24 protein-coding genes and 1 pseudogene are annotated in these 26652 nt (G+C 46.3%); 20 read left to right on the top strand and 5 right to left on the bottom strand.

Going from position 1 to position 26652, the window contains the following annotated elements:
* Positions 1 to 25 precede the first annotated feature (25 nt).
* From feoB to DXA55_RS09760, 8 genes are all read left to right on the top strand, one after another.
* Positions 26 to 2176: a ferrous iron transport protein B gene (gene feoB, locus DXA55_RS09725; protein ID WP_022462746.1), complete on the top strand. Its 2151-nt coding sequence runs from the start codon at positions 26 to 28 to the stop codon at positions 2174 to 2176.
* Positions 2177 to 2273: 97 nt separating this feature from the next.
* Complete coding sequence (locus DXA55_RS09730) at positions 2274 to 2408, top strand: FeoB-associated Cys-rich membrane protein (protein WP_022462747.1); 135 nt, start codon at positions 2274 to 2276, stop codon at positions 2406 to 2408.
* 33 nt (positions 2409 to 2441) lie between these two features.
* Entirely contained in the window at positions 2442 to 2897 is a 456-nt protein-coding gene (locus DXA55_RS09735) for a transcriptional repressor (RefSeq protein WP_022462748.1), read from the top strand.
* 176 nt (positions 2898 to 3073) lie between these two features.
* Entirely contained in the window at positions 3074 to 3385 is a 312-nt protein-coding gene (locus tag DXA55_RS09740; protein WP_022462749.1) for a DUF6110 family protein, read from the top strand.
* A 97-nt stretch (positions 3386 to 3482) separates the two neighbouring features.
* Positions 3483 to 5570 carry a heavy metal translocating P-type ATPase gene (locus DXA55_RS09745; protein ID WP_117813977.1) on the top strand — a complete coding sequence of 696 codons (2088 nt, stop codon included), beginning with the start codon at positions 3483 to 3485 and terminating at the stop codon, positions 5568 to 5570.
* Between the two features lie 364 nt (positions 5571 to 5934).
* Positions 5935 to 6225 (top strand): DUF2325 domain-containing protein, encoded by a 291-nt coding sequence (locus DXA55_RS09750; protein WP_022462751.1) that lies wholly within the window; start codon positions 5935 to 5937, stop codon positions 6223 to 6225.
* 18 nt (positions 6226 to 6243) lie between these two features.
* Positions 6244 to 6798, top strand: coding sequence for a DUF3793 family protein (locus DXA55_RS09755; RefSeq protein ID WP_055228382.1), 555 nt, complete (start codon positions 6244 to 6246; stop codon positions 6796 to 6798).
* A 91-nt stretch (positions 6799 to 6889) separates the two neighbouring features.
* The gene (locus tag DXA55_RS09760; protein WP_022462753.1) at positions 6890 to 7312 is read left to right on the top strand and encodes a flavodoxin; all 423 of its coding nucleotides are present in this window, start codon (positions 6890 to 6892) and stop codon (positions 7310 to 7312) included.
* A 94-nt stretch (positions 7313 to 7406) separates the two neighbouring features.
* Here DXA55_RS09760 and DXA55_RS09765 read toward each other — a convergent pair whose 3' ends face one another.
* Positions 7407 to 8561: a DUF4317 domain-containing protein gene (locus tag DXA55_RS09765; RefSeq protein ID WP_022462754.1), complete on the bottom strand. Its 1155-nt coding sequence runs from the start codon at positions 8559 to 8561 to the stop codon at positions 7407 to 7409.
* Positions 8562 to 8836: 275 nt separating this feature from the next.
* On the opposite strand from DXA55_RS09765, the gene DXA55_RS09770 reads away from it, so the two are divergent.
* The 4 genes from DXA55_RS09770 to nadC all read left to right on the top strand — a co-directional run bounded on the left by DXA55_RS09770 (position 8837) and on the right by nadC (position 13578).
* Entirely contained in the window at positions 8837 to 10051 is a 1215-nt protein-coding gene (locus DXA55_RS09770) for an AI-2E family transporter (RefSeq protein WP_242998461.1), read from the top strand.
* A 453-nt stretch (positions 10052 to 10504) separates the two neighbouring features.
* The gene (nadA, locus tag DXA55_RS09775) at positions 10505 to 11341 is read left to right on the top strand and encodes a quinolinate synthase NadA (protein ID WP_334294854.1); all 837 of its coding nucleotides are present in this window, start codon (positions 10505 to 10507) and stop codon (positions 11339 to 11341) included.
* A gap of 40 nt (positions 11342 to 11381) precedes the next feature.
* Positions 11382 to 12758 carry an L-aspartate oxidase gene (locus tag DXA55_RS09780; RefSeq protein WP_117813983.1) on the top strand — a complete coding sequence of 459 codons (1377 nt, stop codon included), beginning with the start codon at positions 11382 to 11384 and terminating at the stop codon, positions 12756 to 12758.
* On the top strand, positions 12724 to 13578 hold the full coding sequence (nadC, locus tag DXA55_RS09785) for a carboxylating nicotinate-nucleotide diphosphorylase (RefSeq protein WP_117813985.1): 855 nt from the start codon (positions 12724 to 12726) through the stop codon (positions 13576 to 13578). Before DXA55_RS09780 ends, nadC begins: the two co-directional genes overlap by 35 nt.
* Positions 13579 to 13719: 141 nt before the next feature.
* Here nadC and DXA55_RS09790 read toward each other — a convergent pair whose 3' ends face one another.
* Both DXA55_RS09790 and DXA55_RS09795 read right to left on the bottom strand, forming a co-directional pair.
* On the bottom strand, positions 13720 to 14265 hold the full coding sequence (locus DXA55_RS09790) for an SdpI family protein (protein WP_242998462.1): 546 nt from the start codon (positions 14263 to 14265) through the stop codon (positions 13720 to 13722).
* Positions 14266 to 14334: 69 nt separating this feature from the next.
* Positions 14335 to 14619 carry an autorepressor SdpR family transcription factor gene (locus tag DXA55_RS09795; RefSeq protein ID WP_055222119.1) on the bottom strand — a complete coding sequence of 95 codons (285 nt, stop codon included), beginning with the start codon at positions 14617 to 14619 and terminating at the stop codon, positions 14335 to 14337.
* Between the two features lie 194 nt (positions 14620 to 14813).
* On the opposite strand from DXA55_RS09795, the gene DXA55_RS09800 reads away from it, so the two are divergent.
* Positions 14814 to 15329: an MFS transporter gene (locus DXA55_RS09800; RefSeq protein ID WP_117814017.1), complete on the top strand. Its 516-nt coding sequence runs from the start codon at positions 14814 to 14816 to the stop codon at positions 15327 to 15329.
* The gene (locus DXA55_RS09805; RefSeq protein WP_117813987.1) at positions 15263 to 15994 is read left to right on the top strand and encodes an MFS transporter; all 732 of its coding nucleotides are present in this window, start codon (positions 15263 to 15265) and stop codon (positions 15992 to 15994) included. The genes DXA55_RS09800 and DXA55_RS09805 overlap by 67 nt, the downstream gene beginning before the upstream one ends.
* A 60-nt stretch (positions 15995 to 16054) precedes the next feature.
* Here the strand turns inward: DXA55_RS09805 and DXA55_RS09810 are convergent, their stop codons facing one another.
* The gene (locus DXA55_RS09810) at positions 16055 to 16492 is read right to left on the bottom strand and encodes an aspartate carbamoyltransferase regulatory subunit (protein WP_022462761.1); all 438 of its coding nucleotides are present in this window, start codon (positions 16490 to 16492) and stop codon (positions 16055 to 16057) included.
* Between the two features lie 19 nt (positions 16493 to 16511).
* Positions 16512 to 17431 (bottom strand): annotated as a pseudogene (gene pyrB, locus DXA55_RS09815) (aspartate carbamoyltransferase).
* A gap of 413 nt (positions 17432 to 17844) precedes the next feature.
* Between pyrB and pheA the strand changes: the two are divergent.
* The 6 genes from pheA to DXA55_RS09845 all read left to right on the top strand — a co-directional run bounded on the left by pheA (position 17845) and on the right by DXA55_RS09845 (position 26641).
* On the top strand, positions 17845 to 18975 hold the full coding sequence (gene pheA, locus DXA55_RS09820) for a prephenate dehydratase (RefSeq protein WP_117813989.1): 1131 nt from the start codon (positions 17845 to 17847) through the stop codon (positions 18973 to 18975).
* Between the two features lie 76 nt (positions 18976 to 19051).
* The gene (locus DXA55_RS09825) at positions 19052 to 20380 is read left to right on the top strand and encodes an ATP-binding protein (protein WP_117813991.1); all 1329 of its coding nucleotides are present in this window, start codon (positions 19052 to 19054) and stop codon (positions 20378 to 20380) included.
* Between the two features lie 83 nt (positions 20381 to 20463).
* Positions 20464 to 22005, top strand: coding sequence for a Ppx/GppA phosphatase family protein (locus tag DXA55_RS09830; RefSeq protein ID WP_117813993.1), 1542 nt, complete (start codon positions 20464 to 20466; stop codon positions 22003 to 22005).
* 16 nt (positions 22006 to 22021) lie between these two features.
* Positions 22022 to 24208 carry an RNA degradosome polyphosphate kinase gene (locus DXA55_RS09835; protein WP_117813995.1) on the top strand — a complete coding sequence of 729 codons (2187 nt, stop codon included), beginning with the start codon at positions 22022 to 22024 and terminating at the stop codon, positions 24206 to 24208.
* A 395-nt stretch (positions 24209 to 24603) separates the two neighbouring features.
* Positions 24604 to 25758, top strand: a complete 1155-nt coding sequence (locus DXA55_RS09840) for an ABC transporter ATP-binding protein (protein ID WP_117813997.1) — start codon at positions 24604 to 24606, stop codon at positions 25756 to 25758.
* A 55-nt stretch (positions 25759 to 25813) separates the two neighbouring features.
* Positions 25814 to 26641, top strand: coding sequence for a carbohydrate ABC transporter permease (locus tag DXA55_RS09845; RefSeq protein WP_117814019.1), 828 nt, complete (start codon positions 25814 to 25816; stop codon positions 26639 to 26641).
* Positions 26642 to 26652: the final 11 nt, after the last annotated feature.

A 26652-nucleotide genomic window follows, 5' to 3' on the forward strand; every position in this document is an offset into this window, starting at 1 on the left:
TCAAAGAAAGAGGGGCATGGAAAAAATGGCAATTAAGATTGCACTCGCAGGAAACCCGAACTGCGGTAAGACAACATTGTTCAATGCACTGACAGGCTCCAACCAGTTCGTAGGAAACTGGCCAGGTGTAACCGTCGAGAAAAAAGAAGGAAAGCTCAAAGGCCACAAAGATGTCACCATCATGGACCTTCCGGGTATCTATTCTTTATCTCCGTATACACTGGAGGAAGTGGTAGCCAGAAATTACCTGATTAATGAAAGACCGGATGCGATCCTGAACATCGTAGATGGTACCAACATTGAGCGTAACCTGTATCTGTCCACACAGATCATGGAACTTGGTATTCCGGTGATCATGGCTGTCAATATGATGGATATTGTTGAGAAGAACGGAGACAAAATACATATCGACAAACTGGCGAAAAAGCTGGGCTGTGAAGTTGTAACCATCTCTGCTCTGAAGGGAACCGGAATCAAAGAAGCTGCTGATAAAGCAGTGCAGATTGCACAGAAAAAAGGTGCTGCTGTACCGGTTCATGAGTTTGACAAGGATGTGGAGGCAGTCATCCGCACCGTTGAGAGCAAACTCGGAAGTGATATTGTAAATGAGCAGAAACGCTTCTTTGCAATCAAACTTCTGGAGAAAGATGATAAGATCACAGAGCAGATGAAATCCGTTCCGGATGTATCTGCCGAGATCAAACAGCTGGAAGACAAATTTGATGACGATACCGAGAGTATTATTACAAACGAGCGTTACGTTTATATTTCCAGCATCATCGGTGACTGTGTCACAAAGAACAAGAAAAACGCCATGACAACATCGGATAAGATCGACCGGATCGTAACCAACCGCTGGCTGGCACTTCCGATCTTCGCGGTTGTTATGTGGGTTGTATATTATGTATCTGTCACAACAGTAGGTACTTTTGTAACGGACTGGACCAACGATGTACTCTTTGGAGAGATCATTCCGCCGGCCATTGAAAATCTGCTGAACGCGATCCACTGCGCTGACTGGCTGCAGGGTCTGATCCTGGATGGTATTGTTGCCGGTGTTGGTGCCGTACTTGGATTCGTACCGCAGATGCTGGTACTGTTCCTGTTCCTGGCATTTCTGGAGTCCTGCGGTTACATGGCGCGTGTTGCATTCATCATGGACCGTATCTTCCGTAAATTTGGACTTTCCGGAAAATCCTTCATTCCGATGCTGATCGGAAGTGGCTGCGGTGTTCCTGGTATCATGGCTTCCCGTACCATCGAGAATGACCGTGACCGTAAAATGACCATCATGACAACAACGTTTGTACCTTGTGGAGCAAAACTTCCAATCATCGCCCTGATCGCAGGCGCCCTGTTTAATGGAGCTTCCTGGGTTGCACCAAGTGCTTACTTCGTTGGTATCGCAGCAATCATCTGCTCCGGTATCATCCTGAAAAAAACAAAACTGTTCGCCGGTGATCCGGCTCCGTTTGTTATGGAGCTTCCGGCTTACCACTGGCCGACGGTAAGCAACGTTCTTCGCAGCATGTGGGAGCGTGGCTGGTCCTTCATCAAAAAAGCCGGTACCATCATCCTGATGTCCACCATCGTTCTGTGGTTCCTGATGAACTTCGGATGGGTTGACGGATCCTTCGGAATGCTGGAAGCCGAGCAGTTAAATGACAGTATCCTGGCTTCCATCGGAAGCGTGATCGCTCCTCTGTTTGCACCTCTTGGATGGGGCGACTGGAAGATGGCTGTTGCAGCTGTTTCCGGACTGATCGCAAAAGAGAACGTTGTTGGTACCTTTGGTATCCTGTTTGGCTTTGGTGAAGTTGCAGAAGACGGTGCCGAGATCTGGGGACAGCTCGCAGGAAGCTTATCTACGGTAGCAGCTTATTCCTTCCTGGTATTCAACCTTCTGTGCGCACCGTGCTTCGCAGCAATGGGCGCAATCAAACGTGAGATGAACAATACCAAATGGTTTTTTACTGCAATCGGATATCAGACACTGCTTGCCTATGTTGTATCCCTGTGCATTTATCAGATCGGTAACCTGTTCATCGGCGGCGGTTTTGGAATCGGAACGGTAGTTGCTGTTCTGCTCATCATCGGATTTGTATATCTGCTGGTAAGACCTTACAAAGAGAGCGCAACTCTGAGCGTTTCCACCAACAAAATGTTCAGCAAATAATTGCTGTGACAGATAGAGAACATGTATCTGATGAAGAGTCCGTATCCGGCATCCGCTGCAGGATGCGGACTCTTTTGAAAAGAAAGGAGTTGTTTCTATGGGAACTTTTATCACACTTGTAGTCGTTGTTGGTCTGGTAGGACTTGCAGTACGCAGTATGATTAAAGATAAAAAAAGTGGCAAGGGAAGCTGTGGTGGTAACTGCGGGCAGTGCAAGGGACATTGCGACTGACAGGACAGGAATCATCATCAGGAGGTAGAACGTATGCCGCAGGAACAGACAAAGCATGAAGCCAGAAATTATCACAGAACACAGATGAAGCGAGAACTGATTATTCAGAAGCTCCGGGAACAGGGATGCAGAATAACCAGACAGAGACGGATTCTGCTCGATATTATCCTGGAAGAGGAGTGCTCCTGCTGTAAAGAAATTTACTATAAAGCTCTGCAGAAAGACAGCAGCATCGGGCCTGCTACGGTGTATCGCATGGTGAATACACTGGAGAGCATCGGTGCAATCAGCCGCAAAAATTTTTACAAGATTGCCTGTGGAGAAGAATGCTTCAAAGATCAGGGCTGTACCGTAGAACTGAGCGATCATACCATCTGCCGCTTAAGCGGAGAGATGTGGATGGACGTGATGAAATCCGGACTGAAGGCAAAGGGCTATATTCAGAATCAGGATATTGAAAATGTGATTGTTTCAGCGGTGGAAGGCTGAAAAACGGGGAAAACGGGTGAAAATTCCTTCCGTTTTCCCTGTTTTAATGAAAATAATTATCAAAAAGAACTGTACGTATTGTCTAACCGAGCAGGTGAGTGCTATACTGTGAACCACAGCGGGGGAAGATGTAAAATTCAGGAAAAATTTATTTTAACAATAGGAGGAAATGTAATATGACAATCAAAGATTTAAAACATCCAGGACTTTTCGCAGCAGGAGTATTATTCGGAACAGCAGGTATCAAAGCACTGTCCAGCAAGGATGCGAAAAAACTTTACACCAACTGCACCGCAGCTGTTCTTCGTGCAAAGAAAGTTGTTATGGATACGGTAACGACCATCCAGGAGAATGCGGAGGACATCTATGCTGACGCAAAACAGATCAACGAAGAGCGTGAAGCAGCAGAAGAGGCAGTAGAGGATGTAGCTGAAGAGACAGCAGAGGAAGCTGTTGAAGCAGAAGCAGAGGATACGGTTGAGGCATAAGCTGTACACAGCAACATCTGATTTACGTCGTATTCATACGGAAAAAACAAAACGCCTGCAGAATTCTCTGCAGGTGTTTTTCTAGGAGGCATAAGATTTGAAATTTTATATTAAACACGAAAGCAGAGGCAGAATCCGAATCCATCTGGCACAGAAGCGCATGTCCTCCGTACAGGCAGAGACACTGCTGTACTATCTGCAGAATCAGAACCAGGTATCTTTCGCGAAGGTATATGACAGAACCGGCGATGCCGTGATCTGTTACGAGGGAGAACGAGCCGCTGTGATTCGGATGATACAGCTCTTCCACTACGAGGAAGTAGAGCTGCCGACCGGACTGCTTGAGAGCTCCGGCAGAGCGTTAAACAACGAATATCAGGAAAAGCTGATCAGCAAAGTGATTTACCACTTTGGAAGAAAATGGCTTCTTCCGGCACCGATCCGTGCCATCTATACTACGGTTGTTTCCGTAAAATATATCTGGAAAGGAATCCAGACACTGGCACAGGGAAAGATCGAAGTTCCGGTTCTTGATGCAACCGCAATCGGTGTTTCGATGCTCCGCGGCGACTATGGAACCGCAGGCTCTGTCATGTTCCTGCTCGGCGTAGGAGAGCTGCTTGAGGAATGGACGCATAAAAAATCCGTCGGAGATCTGGCACGCAGCATGTCGCTGAACGTCGGAAAGGTATGGCTGAAAAAAGACGGCCAGGAAATTCTCGTTCCGTCTGAAAAAATTGTTGCGGGCGACGAGATTGTCGTACATATGGGAAATCTGATTCCATTCGACGGCGAGGTATCCAACGGCGAGGGTATGGTAAACCAGGCTTCTCTGACCGGAGAATCTGTTCCGGTACGCCGTACCTTAGGTTCCGTTGTCTATGCGGGAACGGTTCTTGAGGAGGGCGAGCTTACCATTCTTGTGAAGCAGACCGGCGGATCCAGCCGTTACGAGAAGATTACCGCGATGATCGAAGAGTCCGAGAAACTGAAATCCGGACTGGAGAGCAAGGCAGAGCATCTGGCAGACCGTCTTGTACCGTATTCCCTTGGCGGAACGGCGTTGACGTATCTTCTGACCAGAAATGCAACGAAAGCACTCTCTATTCTGATGGTGGACTTCTCCTGTGCGTTAAAACTTGCCATGCCGATTTCCGTTCTCTCTGCAATCCGCGAGGCAAACCAGCACAAGATCACCGTAAAGGGCGGTAAATTCCTGGAGGCTGTGGCGGAAGCGGATACGATCGTTTTCGATAAGACCGGAACACTGACAAAAGCGCAGCCGACCGTAGCAGAGGTGGTATCCTTCAGCGAAACAAAGAGCACGGATGAGCTTCTGCGCATCGCAGCCTGCCTGGAAGAGCATTTTCCGCATTCCATGGCAAAAGCCGTAGTAGACGCGGCAAAAGAGAAACATCTGGATCACGAGGAGATGCACTCCAAAGTAGAATATATCGTTGCACACGGTATTTCTACAACGATCAATGGCAAAAAAGCGATTATTGGAAGTTATCACTTCGTATTTGAGGATGAGAATAGTATCATTCCGGAAGGAATGGAAGAGAAGTTCCGTCATCTGCCGGAGGAGTATTCTCATCTCTATCTTGCCTTAGAAGGTGTACTTGCAGCAGTTATCTGCATTGAGGATCCGCTTCGTCCGGAGGCGGCCGAAATTATCTGTCAGCTGAAAAAAGCAGGTCTGAAAAAGATCGTCATGATGACCGGAGACAGCGAGCGCACGGCAAAAGCGATCGCGAAGAAGGTCGGCGTGGACGAGTACTATGCTGAGGTACTGCCGGAGGATAAGGCAAACTTTGTGGAGAAAGAAAAAGCAGAGGGACGTAAAGTCATTATGATCGGTGACGGTATTAACGATTCACCGGCACTTTCTGCCGCAGACGTTGGAATCGCCATCAGCGAGGGCGCAGAGATTGCGCGTGAGATCGCGGATATCACCGTTGCCGCAGACGATCTGGCAGAAATTCTGGTGCTTCGTATGCTGAGCAACCGTCTGATGAAACGGATTCATAAGAATTACCGCTTTATCGTTACGTTCAATGCCGGACTGATTCTGCTCGGCGTGGGCGGCATTTTACAGCCAACCACTTCCGCACTGCTTCACAATACATCTACTCTTTACATTGGCTTAAAGAGTATGGGTAACCTGCTGGACGAGCCGGTATAAAAAACAGAACAGAATAGCAACGGGAAAGCCGCTGGAGTCTTCTTCTTAAGATTCCAGCGGCTTTTTAACAAAAGCAGGGAAAGTCTCTGCTTCCATTGCGAATATTCTTTCACCAGCGTGATGTGAAAAAGAAAATGATACAATTTTCTCAAGAAAAGCCGGAAAAATTTGCAGGATATCCTTGACAAAATCCGACAAAAACGGTATGATATACCCAACAGTTAGATGTAGCTAACTAAAGTACAACGGATAAAACCAAAAATCATACGGGATCCCGGTAGAGGGATTCTTTCTTAAAACACAGGAGTTAGAATAAACTAATTTCAAGTAGCATAAGATAACAACAGAAAGGCAGGTAGAGAAGATGAGTGTCGTAATTATCGGTGGAAATGAAAGAATGGTGTGTCAATATACAGATATCTGTAAAGACTATGGATGTAAAGCAAAGGTGTTCCCGAAAGAGCATGGCTCCGTTAAGAAAAAAATTGGGAATCCGGATCTGATGATTCTCTTTACCAACACCGTATCCCACAAAATGGTCATCACTGCTTCCCAGGAAGCAAAGAAAAACAATATTCCGATCGCAAGAATCCATACCAGCAGTGCCACCGCACTTCGCTCGGTATTAGATGAGCACTGCGCAGCAGCAATGTAAGAAGGAGACGTAAAAGGCATGATTGAGAGATTTCTGATCGAACACTGTTCGGCAACGCTGGCTTCCATCAAAGCCGCAAATTTATGTAATATGACATTTTCATCCAAAGAAGAACTGGAAGATCAGATTTCATACTGGAGTGCCTGTCTGGAACCAAAAGGAATTCACATCTTTGTATTGCGGGAGCATGAGACGAGAGCACTGGTCTATGTGTACCGTGAAGGGCTTCTCCAGAAGGAGCTGGAAAATCCGGAGAATGCAGCGTTTTTAAAATCCTATGGATATGAAAATACAGACATTGCCTATGCACTGAATCGCCTGAAAACCCGGGTAGCAGAGTGTAAAGAAGGATTTCCGCATGAGATCGGTGTGTTTCTCAACTATCCGCTCGGTGATGTGATCGGTTTTATTGAGAACAAAGGCCACAATTATAAATGCAAGGGATGCTGGAAGGTCTATTGCAATGAGTGCGAAACACAGAAAACATTTCAGCGCTATCAGAAATGCAGAAACGTGTATCTGCGTCTCTGGAAGCAGGGAAGAAGCGTTTTACAGCTCACCGTAGCTGTTTAACATAAAATCCTGCATACCATAAAAAGGGCAGTAGGATCGGGGAAAGAAAAATCCCCCGGAATCAGAAAATAAAGAAAGAAGGATTTGAAACATGAGCAAAGTAGCAGTAGTTTATTGGAGTGGAACCGGCAACACAGAAATGATGGCACAGAAAGTAGCAGAGGGAGCAAAAGAGGCAGGCGCAGAAGTTTCTGTTCTGACTTGCGCAGATTTCTCTGCGGATGATGTAGATGCATACGATGCAATCGCTTTCGGATGCCCGGCTATGGGGGCAGAAGAGCTGGAAGATACCGAGTTCGAGCCAATGTTCTCCGCATGTGAATCCAAACTCTCCGGAAAGAAAATCGCTCTGTTCGGTTCCTATGGATGGGGAGACGGCGAGTGGATGCGCACCTGGGAAGAAAGCTGCAAAAATGATGGCGCCGAGCTGGTATGCGACAGCGTGATCTGCGCAGACGCGCCAGATGATGAAGCTGAGGCAGCATGCATTGCACTTGGAAAAGCACTCTGCTAAGCATAAATAAAAGGAAGAAAAAGCGGCAGCCCTTTTGTCTGGGACTGCCGCTTTTTTTTTCGGACAATGAGAAAGACTCGTTGTCATTTGGCTGTTAAAATTCGGTATCATCCGCATCGGATGGCCGTGACGGTTTTAAAAGAATTCCGTTGATTTCCACTTCATCGGCTGCCTCGATCAGAATATACGGTGTTCCGTCGATCGTACGGGTTTCGATGAGCTGGGCCTTTTCCGGGCTGACTTTGATGATAACATCCGGGGTGCGGATCTCGTAGTTCCGTGTACTGGCCACGTTCGAGGCAACGAAGCTTGCTTTCTCATCCGCAATGGATTCGTACTTCTCGTCGAACTCGTCAAGCTGTTCATTCGGTACGCCGCTGCTGGCGAGCAGACGTTTTACCTCGTGTTTATCGAGCACCACCGGTTCCGGATCGTCTTTCCGCTCTTCAATCATGGTATTTAAGTTCTCCTGAATGGTCATAACAGTAGAAAAATCACAGGCGGAATCGAGAGTTTCTTCTATAATAGACTGAAACGTTTCTTTCTGAGATTTCGCGGAAAGCGGCGCCTGACAGCCCAGGAAGTGGTCGAGAAAGTCCGGCTGATCCATCTCTGCGTTTTTCGTGAAATACAGCAGATTGTGGATATCCGTGTTGCGGTCTGTGAAGGCCGGGAAGAGAAAACCGTTTTCCGGTGCGCCGACCACCCAGTCCTGCACGCGGTTTTCAATCGTATTGTGGGACACATTGTAGCAGAGACCCGGTTTGTCGAGTTTTACCGGGCAGATGCTGCAGAGGATAAATTCATAGACGTAATCGGAAGCATCGTCCATATCCAGATTATCCGAAGCGCGTCCCGGTACATCGTAGGCACCATGGATCAGAATAATATAGTAGTTTTCCGGATAGAGATAATCCGCCATCACCTTTTCATAAAATTCATCAATCAGCGCTTCGTCCTTCAGCTCACTGTTGCGGAGTTTTAAGAGAAACTCCTGTGTGCCGCCCTCACTTTCCTGGGAGAGCGGGAACTCCATATTCAGCAGATTCTTTCCGATGGTACCGGAGAGGGTGCTTTTAAAAATCTTAAAATACTTAAACATTTCTTCCTCTTCGAGAGAGAGAAACGCTTCTTTTAATTTTGTCTTAATATTCTTTTCCGCATCCACATAGCATCCGCAGATTCGCGTGATCGCACAGTGGGATGGGGTAAACAGTTTTTTAATTTCGGCAATTTCCTTTTTGTTCATATAGAATGCTCCTTTATCAGCAATTTCGTATCTTAGACAAGTACTTTCTATTATAGACCATAGGGAAGGGAAAAGGCAAGAAAGAAAATGGCGACTATATCTTTTTACACTTTAAATATAATTTCAAAAATCTTGACAGAGGTACCGATTCTGTTATACGATTAGGTCTAATAAAGGGGAGTAATTTAAGTTTGAAAATTTGCGTTTGCAAGTCTTCCGATTATTCAGTTGCTTAAATGGATACGCATGAAATTAAGAAAAAGAGGAGAATGATAGTGGATATAAGTAAAAAATCTGTAAAAAAAATCCGGGAACTTATTGTGTTTACAGCATTTCTTGTGGTCGCACTGTGGAAGTTTAATGTGGTACTCGATGTGTTGAAAGCAATATGGGGGATCGTATTTCCATTTGTACTTGGCGGAGCGATCGCATTTGTGACCAACGTGCCAATGAGCTTTTTGGAAAAGAAAATTTTTGGAAGGGCAAAAAAAGAAAATAAGATAGTCGAAAAACTGGCAAGACCGATAAGCCTGTTCCTCACGATCGTATTTGCGGTTGGCGTGATTGTACTGGTGATGTTTGGTGTGATTCCGCAGCTTACGCGGACAATAGGAACCCTGATGATGAGTATCGCTGATTTTATTCCGCAGATGCAAAGCTGGATCCGGGAGTTTTCCCATAATAACCAGGAAATCATGAAGCTTGTAGATCAGGTACAGTTTAATCCGGATCAGGCGATCAAGTGGGGGATAAGCCTGCTTGGAAATGGCGCAGGAAATATGATGAATACCACAATGTCAGCAGTGGGTTCCATTGTTAGTGGAGTGGCAGCTTTTTTTGTTGCATTTTCATTTGCCTGTTATGTCCTTTTTCAGAAGGAAACGCTGCAGGTGCAGATTCGAAAAGTATTTTTCGCTTTTCTTCCAAAGGAAAAAGCAGATGTTTTTTTTAAAGTATGCTCTCTGACCTATCGGACATTTGCAAATTTTCTTACAGGTCAGTGCCTGGAAGCCGTGATCCTTGGCGGTATGTTTGTTGTTATATTGAGCATTTTGAGGATGCCATATGCACTTTTGATCGGAGTTTTAATTGCGTTTACGGCATTGATCCCGATTTTCGGAGCCTTCATCGGGTGTGCGGTGGGAAGCTTTTTGATCTTTATGGTAAATCCGAAACAGGCAATTTTATTTATTATAGTATTTCTGGTGCTGCAGCAGATCGAGGGAAATCTGATCTATCCTCATGTTGTAGGTGAGTCTGTAGGGCTTCCATCGATCTGGGTTCTTGCAGCAGTTACGATCGGCGGAAACCTTATGGGAATTGTAGGTATGCTTGTTTTCATTCCGTTGCTTTCCGTGTTCTATACTATTTTTCGGGAATTCGTATATCTGCATCTGAAAAAAAAGCAGATCAAACAGGTGACAAAGACAGAAATAGAAGAATATACGGCGGAAGAAATTGTAAATAGTGACATATCAGAGGTGAAATGATAGAATCCCATCTTTGAAGCTGTAAGGTGATAAAACGGTTACAAACCCAGTAAATATGGGTATTGTGGCCGTTTTTTTTGTGGATCATTATTCAACCGTCAAACTTCCGGGTGTTTTTATAGCAATCCCAGAAAATAATGCAAAACTTCAGCGCTGCAGAGCGTGAATTACTGCGTCACAGATTTTTATATCTTAGACAAGTACTTCCTATGATAGACCACAGGGAAGGGAAAGGCAGGAAAGAAAAAAATGGACAATGGATATTACAACTGTCTTGTCACATGACAAAAGTTGTGGTATACTAAGCGCTAAAGTGTTAAAAAAAATATCACGATTCAGGGTTCTGAATCGTGATAGTAAAAATAGGAAGGAAACAAAACCAATGGATACCAGAAGAGAAAAGCTGGAAGCATTAAAGAAAGAAAAAAACGCCGTCATCATGCACACTATTACGTGCCGGATGAAGTGCAGGAAATTGCCGATTACATCGGAGATTCGTATTACTTAAGCGACATGGCGACGAAAGTGGACGCCAGTGTTATCGTTCTCTGCGGCGTTCGTTTCATGGGTGAGAGCGCCAAAATCTTAAACCCGGGCAAAAAAGTACTGCTCCCGGATCTGCATGCCGACTGCCCGATGGCTCACATGGCAGCGATTGAAAAAATCGAGGAAGTCCGGAAAGAGTACCCGGATGTGGCTGTCGTATGCTATGTCAATTCCACCGCGGAATTAAAAAGTCATTCCGACGTCTGTGTCACATCCTCCAATGCAGTGAAAATTGTAAAAGAACTGCCGAACCACGACATTTTCTTTATCCCCGACGAGCACCTTGGTACCTATGTGGCTGAGCAGGTGCCGGAGAAACATATCATCTTAAATGACGGTTTCTGCCACGTACATGCTGCCATCCGTCCGGAAGCTGCAAAGACTGCAAAGGAAGCGCGTCCGCAGGCAAAGCTTCTCGTCCATCCGGAGTGCAGAAGTGAGGTCGTTGCACTTGCCGATTACGTCGGAAGCACCGCAGGCATCATCAAATATGCCGAGGCAAGTAAAGATACCGAGTTTCTCGTTGCAACCGAGCTTGGCGTTTTCGCAGAGCTGAAAAAGCGCTGCCCGGATAAGAAGTTTTATGCAGTGGGAAATACGCAGATCTGCCCAAATATGAAAAAAGTGACATTGGACAAATTAATAGAAGCACTGGAAAACGAGGAGAATGAAGTTCTGTTAAGCGAACAGGAAATTTCAGACGCACATGCGCCGCTGTTAAGAATGCTCGAGCTTGCAAAGTAACAAAATAAGCAGAACGCAGAAGCGGAAAAGAGGAAATGAAATGAAAAAGTATTATGATGCAGTGATTGTAGGATGCGGTGTGGCAGGATGTTTTGCGGCACTTCATCTGCCCCAGGAAGCCGATATTCTGATGATAACAAAAGCAGATACCGAGGACAGCGACTCCTTCCTCGCACAGGGCGGTATCTGTGTTCTGAAAAACGAGAGCGATTACGATGCGTTCTATGAGGATACGATGCATGCCGGCCACTATGAAAATACGCCGGAATCCGTCGACATTATGATCCGTTCTTCCCAGAATGTCATCAATCAGCTTATCGCCTGGGGTGTGGATTTCCGTCGCGATGAGAACGGAGAACTCTGTTATACGAAAGAAGGCGCACATTCTACCAACCGCATCCTGTTCCACGACGATGTAACCGGAAAGGAGATTACGAGCAAACTTCTCGCGCAGGTAAAAAAGCTGCCGAACGTGACGCTTCTTGCGCACACGGAAATGTGTGATATTCTTTCACGCAAAAATGTCTGCGAGGGTGTTCTGATCCGGGATGAAGAAGGAAAGCTGATTCCGGTTTATACCAGGGATGTGATCTGGGCATGCGGTGGCATCGGCGGAATTTATGATAATTCCACGAACTTTCCGCATCTGACCGGAGATGCACTTGCAATTGCAATCCACAGGAACGTAGCACTGAAAAATGTCAATTACGTACAGATTCATCCAACAACGCTGTATTCCCAAAAGAAAGGCCGCCGTTTCCTGATTTCCGAATCTGTCCGCGGAGAGGGCGCTGTTTTGCTCGATAAAAACGGTGAGCGTTTCACCGATGAGCTGCAGCCGCGTGACGTGGTATCCCGTGAGATTCACCGCCAGATGGAAAAGGATCACACGAAGCACGTATGGCTTTCCCTGAAACCGATTCCGCTCGATGTAAAAGAACGGTTCCCGAATATTTACCAGAAATGCCTGGAAGAAGGATATGATATTACGAAAGAACCGATTCCGGTTGTACCGGCACAGCATTACTTTATGGGCGGCGTCAAGGTAGACAGCAATAGCGAAACGACGATGGATCATTTGTATGCAGCAGGTGAGACGAGCTGTAATGGCGTGCACGGTGCAAACCGTCTGGCTAGCAATTCTCTGCTGGAGAGCCTGGTATTTGCAGAGCGTGCGGCAAAGAAGATTGCTGCCGAATTGGTCGCAGATGGTCCTACAGAGAACGCAGGCCGCAGAGAAACGGCGGGCGAGCCGGACGAAGACGAGTGGAAGCTCCTGGAAAAACGGTACGATATTAGAAAAGAAGATTACCAGAATATGGAAGAATATGCAGAACGCTGCAAAGAGAGCATCTGGGATGCGATCAGAAAGGAAGACGAATATGAATCCAATCACAAGAACACTAAATGTGGATAATCTGCTGCTGCTTGCACTGCAGGAGGACATTTCCAGCGAGGATGTAACGACAAACGCCGTGATGCCAAAAGCATGCCAGGGAACGGTACAGCTGCTCTGTAAACAGGACGGCGTTATTGCCGGCATGGAAGTTTTTGCAAGAGTATTTACCTTGCTCGATGAGCAAACCGAGATTATTCCGTATGTGAAAGACGGCGATGAAGTCAAAAAAGGCGATCTGCTGGCAACGGTAAACGGTGATATCCGCGTTCTGCTGTCCGGTGAAAGAACCGCGCTCAATTATCTGCAGCGGATGAGCGGAATCGCAACGTATACGAGAAGCGTTGCGAAGCTGCTCGAAGGTTCCAAAACGACCCTTCTCGATACCAGAAAAACGACCCCGAATATGCGTATTTTTGAAAAATATGCAGTCAAAATCGGTGGCGGCCAGAATCACCGCTACAATCTGTCCGACGGCGTTCTGTTAAAGGACAACCATATTGGAGCTGCAGGCAGTGTCACAAAAGCGATCGAGATGGCACGCGATTATGCTCCGTTTGTGCGTAAGATTGAAGTCGAGTGCGAAAATATTGATATGGTCCGCGAAGCAGCAGATGCAGGTGCCGACATTATCATGCTCGACAATATGACTCCGGCGCAGATGAAAGAGGCGGTAGCCGTCATCAACGGCAGAGCAAAAACCGAGTGCTCCGGAAATGTGACAAAAGAAAATATCGCCACTATCCTCGACACCGGCGTAGACTATGTTTCCAGCGGTGCACTGACGCATTCTGCACCGATTCTTGATGTATCATTGAAAAATCTGCATCCAATAGAATAAGTATAAAAATAGGAATCATTTCCTTATAGATATAAAAATCGCGAAATAAAAAAGCTTCTGTTCCTCCCGGAAAAAGGGAAGAACAGAAGCTTTTTTAAACAGGAAACTTCGTTGAATTTTCTTATAAAAAATTCTCCGGGTTTAGATTCCTTTTTGAAACAGGAGAAAGGAATATCCGATCGGAATCAAAACCAGCGCTGCGATCGTGAGAAATAAAATCCATTCAAGCTGCAGAAAGCTGTTTACGATCATGGCAACGCCGCCGATGATCCAAATCCAGCCGGCGAGGCGGTGAGTGCGGTTCCAGTTTTCCTGACTGTGAAGGGTCCATGGAACTTTGATGCCGGTTGTGTAGTTCTGTTTGCATTTTGGCATGTAATTGCCGATGAGAATAAAGAGAAGGCCGACAATCCCATTGCTAACAAAACCGATATCAACTGCGATGCCGACTGCGTTTGCATAGATGCAACAGCAGACGATCAGGGAGGTTATGGGTATGATCCACAGAACAAGACGGATCATCTTCGGACCGATGTTCTGCCGCTTCGGATCAGAAAAAGTGAGAACAGCGGTAAAAATCTGCAGAGCGGCAAGAAACAGAGGAATACCGATCACTGCCATCGTTTTACTGCTCCAGCCGTTGGGAACGTTGTTTGTGCCAAAATGGGTGGCAATGGTGTCCGGCATGCGATTCCAGAGCAGAAGTCCGATCACCATCGGAAAAGAGAAATGAGTGTTGTCAGAATCAGTGTTGTTTTATATTTTTTCCACATCAGAAGTGCCTCCTTTGAGCTCTGAAATCCAGAGCATGATTTCTTCCAGGACGGAAGTGTTGAGTTCATAATAAATAAAATTTTTCTCCCGGGATTCCAGCACAAGGTCTGCTTTTTTCAGAATACCGAGATGGTAGGAGATGGTTGCACCTGTCATATCAAAGTGCGATCCGATCTCCCCGGCAGAAAGTCTTTCGTTTTTCAGAAGCTCCAGAATCCTTCGCCGGACAGGATCGGAGAGAGCTTTAAACGTTTCTGCGAATGCCATGAAAACCTCCTTTCCGGCAGTATGAATGCAAATTAATTAGAAATTTATCTAAATACTTTTTATCACAGGGAAAGCGAAAAGTCAATAAGCATTTCGAAAAAAATCTAAATAGTTTTATTGTTGATTTTGAGTTGCTATTTTCTGTAGAATACGCTACGATAAGGGTAAAGTTGTAGAAAAAGGGGGACAAAAACATGAAAAAACACCTGTCCGTGCGCTACGGCACGATACAGGGCTGCTACTGGATGGGATACGCGGCACTGATGGGGTATGCCAGCGTCTATCTTCTTGAAAAAGGCTTCACAAACACACAAATCGGCCTTCTGACGGCAGTTGGCTGTATCGTGTCAGCGGTTCTGCAGCCTGCGCTGGCATCCTACGCAGATCGGCCGGAAAGCCCGTCCGTACGAACAATGCTCCTTGGAGCGAACCTGATTCAGCTTGTTCTTATCATTTCCCTTGCTGCAACGGCAGAAAGCAGTTCTATGGTGGTAAGGACACTGCTGTACGGCGCAAGCATTACGATGCTGATGCTGATGATTCCGTTCGTTAATTCTCTTGGTATGGAGACGATCCGCCAGGGAGAGGAACTTGATTACGGAATCGGGCGCGGCATGGGTTCCGTTGCATATGCGATTGCATCATGGCTGCTCGGCCGGCTGACCGCATCCTTTGGAGCAGACATGATTCCGATCTGGCTATCGCACTGACCATTCTTTTCCTCATCTGTGTATTTCGCTTTCCGTTTAAAAAGGACAGGAAAAAAGCAGAAGCAGAAAAAGAAGAGACAGGAGCAGCCGGTCCGGTCGATTTTCTGAAACGGTATCCGTCCTTCGTGGTAGTACTGCTTGGCTGCATTCTGATCTTTATGTCACATAGCCTGATTAACAGCTTCAATTATCAGATTGCAATGGCAAAAGGTGGTGGCAGCGGTGAGATGGGAAATGCGATGACCATCTCTGCAGTTTCCGAGCTGCCAACGATGTTTCTGTTCGGCTATCTGCTGAAAAAGAAGAGCAGTGTTTTCTGGTTCCGTCTCTCCGGCCTGTTTTTTGTCCTGAAAAGCATAGGAACCTTCCTGGCCTTTAATATTCCGACATACTACGCTGCTCAGCCGTTCCAGATGTTCGGCTGGGCGCTGCTCAACGTCGCCTGCGTCTATTACGTGGATGGTATCATGGAGCCGCAGGATTCGATTAAAGGACAGGCATATATGGCGATGACCATCACCGTAGGAAATGTAATGAGCTCCCTGCTTGGCGGCTGGCTTATCGATGCAGCCGGTATTGGCACGATGCTGATCTGCGCATCTCTTGCGGCCTTCATCGGCTGGCTGATTGTGTGCCTCGGTTCGAAAGAAGCAAAAACTGCATAGGAAAGATAAAAGAAAGCGCCCGAAACCGAACGTGGTTCCGGGCGCTTTGCCGTACAGCTCTTATTTATTTCTGTTTCCTGTATACTTCTCATCACAGTATTTGCAACGGTAAACCTCTTTTTCCGGGTCAGCCAGGATAAAGACATGCTTTAATCCCTGTTCAATAGAAGTGATACAGCGCGGGTTTTTACATTTAATCACATCAACCACCTGTTTCGGCAGATGAAGTTCTTTTTTCTCCGTAATCTCGCCGTCTTTAATGACATTGACAGTGATATTGTGATCGATAAAGCCTAAGATGTCAAGATCCATCTTATCAACCGAACACTCAACTTTCAGAATGTCCTTTTTTCCCATTTTTTCACTTTTGGCATTTTTAATAATGGCTACGGTACAGTCCAGCTTGTCCAGTCCCAGATCATGGTAAATGGTCATAGCCTTTCCTGCTTTAATATGGTCGAGCACGAAGCCCTCTTCAATACGTCCTACGTTCAGCATAGCGAAAGATGCTCCTTTCTTAATCGACTTTGATGTTCAGCAGCGTCAGAATCAGGGCCATACGTGCATAAACACCGTACTGAACCTGTTTAAAGTAAGCAGCGCGCGGGTCGTTATCCACGTCAACGGAGATCTCATTGACACGCGGCAGCGGATGCAGAACCAGCATTTCCGGAGAAGCAAGATCCATTTTGGACTGATCCAGAATATAGAAATCCTTCATACGGATGTAATCATCCTCGTTGAAGAAACGTTCTTTCTGGACACGGGTCATATAAAGAACATCCAGCTTCGGGAGAACATCTTCCATTTTAATAACTTCCTCAAACGGAACATTGTTTGCGCGCAGCACATCATCACGGATGTAATCCGGGAGACGAAGCTCCTCCGGGGAGATTAATACAATTTTAATGCCGGTATAACGAACCAGCGCTTCAATCAGGGAATGAACCGTTCTGCCGAATTTAAGATCACCGCAGAAGCCGATGGTAAGATTGTTCAGGCGACCCTTTAAAGAACGGATGGTGAGAAGATCGGTAAGAGTCTGCGTCGGATGCTGATGTCCGCCATCACCTGCGTTGATCACAGGAATACGGGAGTACATCGATGCAACGAGCGGAGCACCTTCTTTCGGATGACGCATGGCACAAATGTTTGCAAAGCAGGATACCACGCGGATGGTGTCGGCTACGCTTTCGCCTTTGGAAGCGGAAGAAGAATTGGCAGAAGAAAAACCAAGAACAGTACCGCCAAGATTCATCATGGCAGCCTCAAAGCTGAGACGGGTGCGTGTGCTTGGTTCATAAAATAAAGTAGCAAGTCTTTTGCCATCGCAGGCATGTGCATATTTCTCCGGCTCTTTTCAATATCATTCGCCAGATCCATTAACTGGTCCAGTTCTTCGACCGAGAAATCAAGGGGACTCATTAAGTGTCGCATATATTACCTCCTATGAAGATCCTTATTTTTGTTACAGTTCACAGGTTCCCTGCGAACTGTAACATTCGCAGCCCTCATTTAAAGTTTTGCTTCGCAAAAGGAGGGCTGCTCACGCCTGAATCACTTTCTTACGCAGCGAAACAGCAGGTGTTTCCCTGCTGAGTGAACAGTAACTTATTTTTTCTGTGTTCCACCTTAACACAAAAACAGGATAAATGCAAGATAAAAAATGGCAGGAAAAAGGTCGAAAAGCAGAGTAATATGAAATGTGAAAAAATAAAGTGAAATAGCAGTCAAAAAGGAAAAAGATTGTACAAAAGCCGAATTTCGGAAGATCTTTTCTTGTAAATTAAACGGAGATGGAGTAAAATATTGATATCTGCAACAAATGCAGAGTATCAGGAGGACCAGATATGCTAGACTTAGGAAAAATCCGCGACGAGATCGATGCCACCGATGACGAGATCGTCCGCCTGTTCCAGCACCGGATGGCGCTGACGGCGGAGGTTGCGCAGTACAAGATAGAGACAGGAAAAGCCGTTTTTGATGCGGAACGTGAGCGCCAGAAGCTGGAAAAGCTGACAGGCGAGGGAACAAATGCATTCAATACAAAAGGCATCCAGGAGCTGTTCCAGCAGATCATGTCGATCAGCCGGAAGCGCCAGTATCAGCTGCTGACCGAGAACGGCGGCGAGGAGATGACCGATTACACACAGGTTGACCACCTCCCGACGCACGGCAGAAGAGTTGTCTTCCAGGGTGTGGAGGGCGCCTATAGCTTCGGTGCCATGAAAGAATTTTTCGATGATACGATCACCAGTTTCCACGTAGACACCTGGAAAGAGGCGATGGAGGCGATCACAAAGGGCGAGGCTGATTACGCTGTGCTTCCGATCGAGAACTCCACAGCAGGCATTGTATCCGATATTTATGATCTTCTGGTGGAATATCCGCACTATATCGTCGGTGAGCAGGAATTGCCGGTGGAGCATGTGCTGATGGCACTGCCGGGAGCTAAAGTCGAAGAAATCCGTACCGTAATTTCCCACCCGCAGGCACTGGCCCAGTGCCGCCGCTTTCTCGATTCCAATGAAAACTGGAAAACAGAGGAACGACTGAATACGGCCGCCGCTGCAAAAGAAGTATCTGAGAGCGGTGATTTGACGATGGCAGCCGTCGGAAGCCCATATGCAGCAGAACACTTCGGACTGCAGATCTTAAAAGAAGGCATTTTTGACGCCCGGGGCAATACGACACGCTTTGTTATTATTTCCGGTCAGAAACGCTTTGTAAAGGATGCACAGAAAATCAGCGTATGCATGGAACTGCCGCATCAAAGCGGTTCTCTTTACAATGCACTGGCACATTTTATTTACAACGATCTGAACATGACCAAAATCGAGTCCCGCCCGATTCCGCAGCGGAAATGGGAGTACCGTTTCTTCGTGGATTTCGAGGGGAACTTAAGCGATCCGGCAGTCAAAAACGCACTGCGCGGATTGCAGGCAGAATCCGCGAAATTCCGGATTTTCGGAAATTATTAATCCAGAAGAGAGGGCCGTACCAAGCGGCCTTTTCGCATAAATAAAATGAAAAATGACAGGAAGGAAGAGACAAAAGATGATTAGAATAGAAGAATGTATCCTCTACCGCGATTTCGCAGAGGGGGAGGTACTGCGCGATATGACGATACTGGTGGAGACCTACAAAAAACTGGTCAATGCTCAGATTTCCCTGAAGGACCGCCGGTTCCGTGAGAATATGAGCGCATATGAGCCGCAGTTTTATGAGGCACTGAACCGCCTTGTCGAGATGGCAAACCGCTACGGCTTCTCCGGAAATCTCTGGCATGATTATCTGACGTATCTGCTGGTAAACAAAGAAAATGCATTCTCTACCTCGTGCGAGATTGTCGGAAAAGTAGAGGGAAGCATCAACCAGATGGCAAAACACGACTTTGTCCGTTTCAAAGAACTGTTTGATTTTGATATCTGTGTTTTTGATGAAATTTTTGAGTCCGGCGATGCCTCTGTCATCAGTTCCTATGAGAACACGGACAGTCCGAATAAACTGTTCAACAAAGAAGTCCGGGATCGTATCTGTGAGCTGGCCATCCGTCTGGCAAAGGCTGCATCCGCAGATGAATTTATGGCTGATATGGTTCAGTTTTACAAAGATTTCGGAGTGGGAAAACTGGGACTTCACAAGGCATTTCGTATTGCGCATACAGGAGAGAACGTTGAGATTATCCCGATTACCAACATTCCGGATGTGCGCCTTTCTGATCTTGTCGGCTACGAAATTCCAAAGCAGAAGCTGATCGACAACACGAAAGCGTTTGTCGAGGGCAAGAAAGCAAACAACTGTCTGCTTTTTGGCGATGCCGGAACCGGAAAATCCTCCAGCATCAAGGGCATCCTGAATGAATATTACGATCAGGGACTTCGTATGATCGAGGTTTACAAGCATCAGTTTCAGGATCTGAATGAGCTGATTGCACAGATCAAAAACAGAAATTATAAATTCATTATTTACATGGATGACCTTTCCTTTGAAGAGTTTGAGATTGAGTACAAATACCTGAAAGCTGTCATTGAGGGAGGCCTGGAAAAACGTCCGGACAATATTCTTATTTATGCAACCTCCAATCGTCGCCATCTGATTAAAGAGGATTACAGTGATAAAGAAGGAACAAGACAGGATATGCATACTTCCGACACCGTACAGGAGAAGCTGTCCCTGGTATACCGTTTCGGCGTCAGCATTTATTTTGGTGCACCGGATAAGAAAGAATTCCAGAAGATTGTTTCCACACTGGCCGAACGATACGGCGTGACGCTGAGTGAGGAAGAGCTTTTGGCAGAAGCGAACAAATGGGAACTGTCCCACGGCGGTCTTTCCGGCCGTACCGCACAGCAGTTTATCGATTATCTGCTCGGAAAACAGTAAAAAGAAAAAGGTCAAAAAGTCCGCTTGGTATTGGGAGCGGGCTTTTTGGGATATCCTTTGAAAAAGAAGGAGGAAAAGCATATATGCAGTATTCCACATTTGCTGCCATTGATATCGGCAGCTACGACGTCATTCTGGAGATTTTCGAGATCTCCAAAAAGCAGGGTATCCGAAGCGTGGATAAGATCTGCCATCGGATGGAGCTTGGAAAAGATACGTACACGCTGGGAAAAATTCGCCCGGAAATGGAAGAAGAGCTGTGCCGTGTACTCGCAGATTTTGTGCGGATTATGGAAGACTATCGCGTGGACGATTACCGTGCAACGGCATCCAGTGCGATCAGTGAGGCGTCGAACAGTCTCTATGTCCTTGGAAAAATTCATCAGTTGACCGGTCTTTCTGTCACGGTTCTCTCCAACTCGGAGCAGCGTTTTCTTAGCTATAAAGCGCTCGCGGCGATGGAGGACAATTTTAACAAGATCATTGAAAAGGGAACTGCGATTCTCGATCTTGACGGTGGCAGTTTTCAGATTTCCCTGTTCGACAAGGATGCACTTGTCACAACACAGAACATCCGCATGGGAAGTCTTCGCATCCGCGAGCGTCTTGCCGGAATTCAGAGTGAGACGGAACATTACGAAGAGATGGTCGAGGAGCTGATCTGGAACGAAGTATCAAGCTTTAAAAAGATGTATCTGAAAGACCGCAAAATTGAAAACATTATGCTGATCGGCGATGTTTTCACCGACAGTGTTTATCAGAACATTGAAGAAAAAACGACAAAAATCATTTCCCGCGAAAACTTTAATACCTGGTATGAGAAAATTATCCGCCAGTCACCGATGGAGCTCGCCGTAAAACTTGGTATTCCGCTGGAAAACGCTTCACTGATGTATCCGTCTGCTGTGATTTATAAATGTCTGATTGATATGATGGGTGCGGAGCATATCTGGATTCCGGGCGTGCATATGACACGTGGTATTGCATACGAGTATGCGGAGCAGATGAAACTGCTGAAAGGCGGTCATAATTTCGAAAATGATATTCTGATGGCGGCAAAAAATATCGGAAAACGGTACGCAGTGAACCGTCCGCATGTCCAGAACCTGGAGATGACAGCGCTTGCCATGTTTGATGCGACGAAAAAGATGCACGGTATGAAAGAGCGCGAACGGCTGCTTCTCCAGATGGCAGTGATGCTGCATGACGTTGGAAAATACATCAGTTTCAATAATGTGGCGGATTCTTCCTATAATATTATCATGTCAAATGAAATCATCGGATTGTCGCACATTGAGCGTGAGATGGTGGCATTGATTGCAAGATACAACACGGTTACGCTCCCGTCCTACGATGAGCTGGTGATGGAATCGTCCTTGAGTGCCGAGCAGTATCTGACAGTATCCGAACTGACCGCAATCGTCCGTCTGGCGAATGCGCTCGACCGGAGTCATTTGCAGAAGATTCAGGCGATCCGCGCCACATTAAAGGAGCGCGAGCTGCAGCTTTCGCTCACGGTCAACCGCGATTTTACCCTTGAACAAGGTTTGTGCCAGGAAAAATTAGATTTCTTCAATGAGGTATTCAGCATACAGCCGGTCATCAAACTGAAACGGCAGATGTAAAAGGAGGCGAAGAAAGATGGATATTGCACCATATAAGAAACCGGAATATTTCCGCAACCGGGAGTTGAGCTGGATCAGCTTCGACGAGCGTGTTTTAAACGAGGCGCGGGATAAGAGTATTCCGCTGTTTGAACGTCTGAAATTTATCAGCATTACCTCCTCCAATCTGGATGAGTTTTATATGGTCCGTGTGGCTTCACTAAAAGACCAGGTGCATGCAAACTATACGAAAAAGGATCTGTCCGGCATGGATGCGAAGGAGCAGCTTACCGAGATCAGCAAACGGACGCATGAGCTAGTGCAGCTGCAGTACAATACGTACAATCGCTCGGCGGTTCCGTCTCTGGAGCACGTTGGCCTTACGATTATCAGTGAGCACGAGAAGCTGACGAAGGAGCAGGCGGAGTATGTGGATTCCTATTTTGAGGAAAACATTTACCCGGTTCTGACCCCGATGGCCATGGATTCGGCCCGCCCGTTCCCATTGATCCGGAACAAAACATTGAATATCGGTGCACTGGTGCAGAAGAAAGAGGATTCGCTTCTGAGCCGTGCAGAGGATAAGAAAGAGAAGAAAGGCAAGGAGAAGGAAAAAGAGAAAGAACTGGAATTTGCGACGGTTCAGGTTCCTTCGGTACTGCCGCGTTTTATTCTGCTTCCGCAGGATGAAAAGACGGGACAGCGGTATGTGATTCTTCTGGAGGAGATCATCGAGCGGAACATTGGAAAGCTGTTCTTAAGCTACGATGTGGTCTGTGCGCATCCGTACCGTGTTATGCGAAATGCAGATCTTTCGATCGATGAGGATGAGGCTTCGGACCTGTTAAAAGAGATCCAGAAGCAGCTTAAAAAACGTCAGTGGGGCGAAGTGATCCGTCTGGAAGTGGAAGATAAGATGGATAAGCGGCTCCTGAAGATGCTGGAAAAAGAGTTTGACATCGATGAAGACGACCTGTTCCGGATTCCGGGACCGCTCGATCTGACGTTTTTAATGAAAATGTATGGGCTCGACGGCTTTGATGAGTATAAAATTCCAAAATACATTCCAGCAGCAGTTCCGGCGCTGATGAATGAGGATGACATTTTTACAAACATCCGAAAAGGAGACATCTTACTGCATCATCCTTATATGACGTTTGATCCGGTCGTGCAATTTGTACAACAAGCAGCAAAGGATCCGGATGTACTGGCAATCAAACAGACGCTGTACCGTGTGAGCGGCAATTCTCCGATTATTGCAGCACTGGCTCAGGCGGCGGAAAATGGCAAACAGGTTTCCGTACTGGTGGAATTAAAGGCACGGTTTGACGAAGAAAACAATATTGTCTGGGCGAAGATGCTGGAAAAGGCGGGATGCCATGTAATTTATGGTCTTCTGGGACTGAAAACACACAGTAAGATCACACTGGTGGTTCGGCGCGAGGAGACAGGCATTCGCAGATATGTACATCTTGGCACGGGAAACTATAACGATTCTACGGCAAAGCTGTATACGGACTGTGGCCTGCTGACATGCAATGCAAAGATCGGTGAGGACGCAACAGCAGTATTTAACATGCTTTCGGGCTATTCGGAGCCGGATCGCTGGAACAAACTGATTGTTGCACCGCTCTGGATGAAGGACCGGTTCCTGCATCTGATTGCGATGGAAGAGGAGCACGCAAAGAAGGGACAGAAAGCGCATATTATTGCGAAGATGAACTCGTTATGCGACCGCGATATTATTGCGGCGCTTTACAGTGCTTCGGCAGCCGGAGTAAAGATTGACCTGATTATCCGGGGAATCTGTTGCCTGAAGGTTGGAATCCCAGGTGTCAGCGAGAATATTACCGTTCGCTCGATTGTCGGCAATTTCCTGGAACATGCGCGGATTTTCTACTTCTACAGTGGTGGAAATGAAGAGGTGTTTATGGGAAGCGCGGACTGGATGCCGCGAAATCTGGAAAAACGGGTGGAGATTGTGTTCCCGGTTGAGGATGAGCAGATCAAGAAAGAAGTAATGCATATTCTTGATATCCAGATGAAGGATAATGTGAAAGCCAGTATTTTACAGGCAGACGGAACGTATACAAAGCCGGATAAGCGTGGAAAGACGCTGGTGAATTCACAGGAGTATTTCTGCAGGGAGGCAACGGAAAGAGCGGAAAAACCGAAAGAACAGGAAAACAGCAGGGTGTTTGTGCCGGCAGAACCGGTGGAATAGGTTTGGACGGACACGGACGTGGGCGCGGGAGCGCCCACTGCGTTGACATGAAAGAAGAATATGGTATGTTATGATGAGAAAGCGCTGCAGCTTTGAGAGTTGCGGCGTTTTTTTTTGTGTCAAAAATAATCTGTCTGGTATTGGGAAAAAGAATGGCTATTCAGAACTCGTTTTGAAAATTGGTTTTGCGGGTGATTTTCGGGGATTTTACAAAGCGTGATCTGGAAAAATGGCTGGAAAAGAAGGGGATGGAGACGGAGATGAGAGAAAATGTAAAAGATTTTTGTAAAGTAGCCGGTTATTTTATTAACGGGTATTTTACAAAGCGGTGGTAGTGGGCTTTACGGAAGGAAAGGTATAATGAATCTCGACAAGACGAGGAGGAAGAAAAACGAATGTCAAATATTGTGTTGAAGAATGTCTGTAAATCTTATGATAAGGAACATTATGCGGTTCAGGATTTTTCGCTTGAAATACCGGATCGGGAGTTTGTGATTTTTGTTGGACCTTCCGGCTGCGGAAAATCGACGACGCTTCGGATGATTGCCGGTCTTGAGGAGATTACGAGCGGGGAGCTCTGGATTGATGGACAGCTTTGTAATTATGTAGAAGCAAAGGATCGCGATCTTTCGATGGTATTTCAGAACTACGCGCTTTATCCGAATATGACGGTATATGAAAACATGGCGTTTTCTCTGAAAATCCGGAAACAGCCCAAGGATGAAGTTGATAAAAAGGTACATGAGGCAGCTAAAATGCTTGGAATTGAGCATTTACTTGACCGGAGACCGGCAGCCCTTTCCGGCGGTCAGAAACAAAGAGTTGCGATTGGAAGCGCAATTATGAGACGGCCGAAAGCATTTTTAATGGATGAGCCGCTTTCGAATCTGGATGCGAAGCTGCGGGCACAGATGCGGGTGGAGCTGGCAAAATTACATAAGGAACTGAAAACGACGGTGATTTATGTTACACATGATCAGACGGAGGCAATGACGCTTGGTACAAAAATTATTGTCATGAAAGACGGTGTTGTGCAGCAGGCGGATACACCGGAGCAGATTTACCGCCATCCGGCAAACAAATTTGTGGCCGGTTTTATCGGAGCTCCGAGTATGAATTTTATGGAAACGATGGTGACGGAAAGAAACGGAGCGGTTTATCTGGAAGGAGACGGAGGAGTTACCCTTCGTGCCAGAGGAGAGAACGAAATGGTGCTTCGTCGCACTTATCTCGGAAAAATGGTGATCTTAGGCCTGAGACCGGAGGATTTACAGGACGAAATAACCGCTTCCGCACATCGGATCTGTTATAAAGAGAATCAGTTGAAGGCATTTGTTGACCTGCGGGAGATGATAGGTGCAGAAGCGTATCTGCATATGAATACCGGAAAAAATCTGATTACAGCAAGAGTGCCTTCCGAGGTGCCGGTTACTGCAAAGGAAAGCATTACATTGTATGCAGATATGGAAAAAGCACAGATCTTTGATCCGTTTACAGAAGAAAATATTTTATCTCGGCCGGTTGAAAAAGAAGAACGTGCAACAGCATAAGAAGGAGCAGAAAGTGAAAAAAGTAATCGAAAAGTGTAAAAGAGCAGAAGTTTATATGTATCTGATCCCGAGTATGGTGATCTTTAGCATCTTTCTGTTTTATCCGTTTTTTAAAACCATTTATCTGAGCCTGTATAAGACAAATAAGCTTGGAGAAGCGAAATTGTATGTGGGACTGGACAACTATAAAAGCTTATTATCGAATCCATCCTTTTACAACAGTCTCTGGGTTACACTGGAATTTGTGGCGATTGTTGTAGTCGGAAGTATGGCGCTTGGCCTTCTGGGAGCAGTTCTTTGCAGCAAGGCTTTCCCGGGAATCCGGGTATTCAGTACTTCCTATGCACTCCCAATGGCAGTAGCATCGAGCTCAGGCGCCATGATTTTCAAGATTATTTTAAATCCCACGATCGGTATCGTAAACAAATTGCTGCATGTGAGCATTAACTGGGTCAGTGATCCGAAATATGCGCTGATCTGTGTGGCTGTCCTCACGGCATGGCTGAACAGTGGCATCAATTTCCTGTATTTTTCGGCGGGACTTGGAAACATTGATGATTCGATTTATGAGCGTGCTTCTGTAGATGGAGCGAATGCAGTACAGAAATTTTTTAAGCTGACACTGCCGGGACTTTCTCCGATCATGTTCTACACACTGGTTGTTAACATTATTCAGGCATTCCAGTCATTCGGACAGGTGAAAATCCTGACACAGGGAGGACCGGGAGAATCCACGAACCTGATTGTATATTCGATATACCGTGATGCGTTTTTTAATTACCGGTTTGGAAGCGCAGCCGCACAGTCCGTTGTTTTGTTTCTGATTGTCATGGCGCTTACCCTGGTTATGTTCCACATGGAAAAGAGAGGAGTAAAATACTGATGTCTACGATA

Source organism: Blautia sp. OF03-13 (genome assembly GCF_003460685.1).
Taxonomy (GTDB): domain Bacteria; phylum Bacillota; class Clostridia; order Lachnospirales; family Lachnospiraceae; genus Fusicatenibacter; species Fusicatenibacter saccharivorans.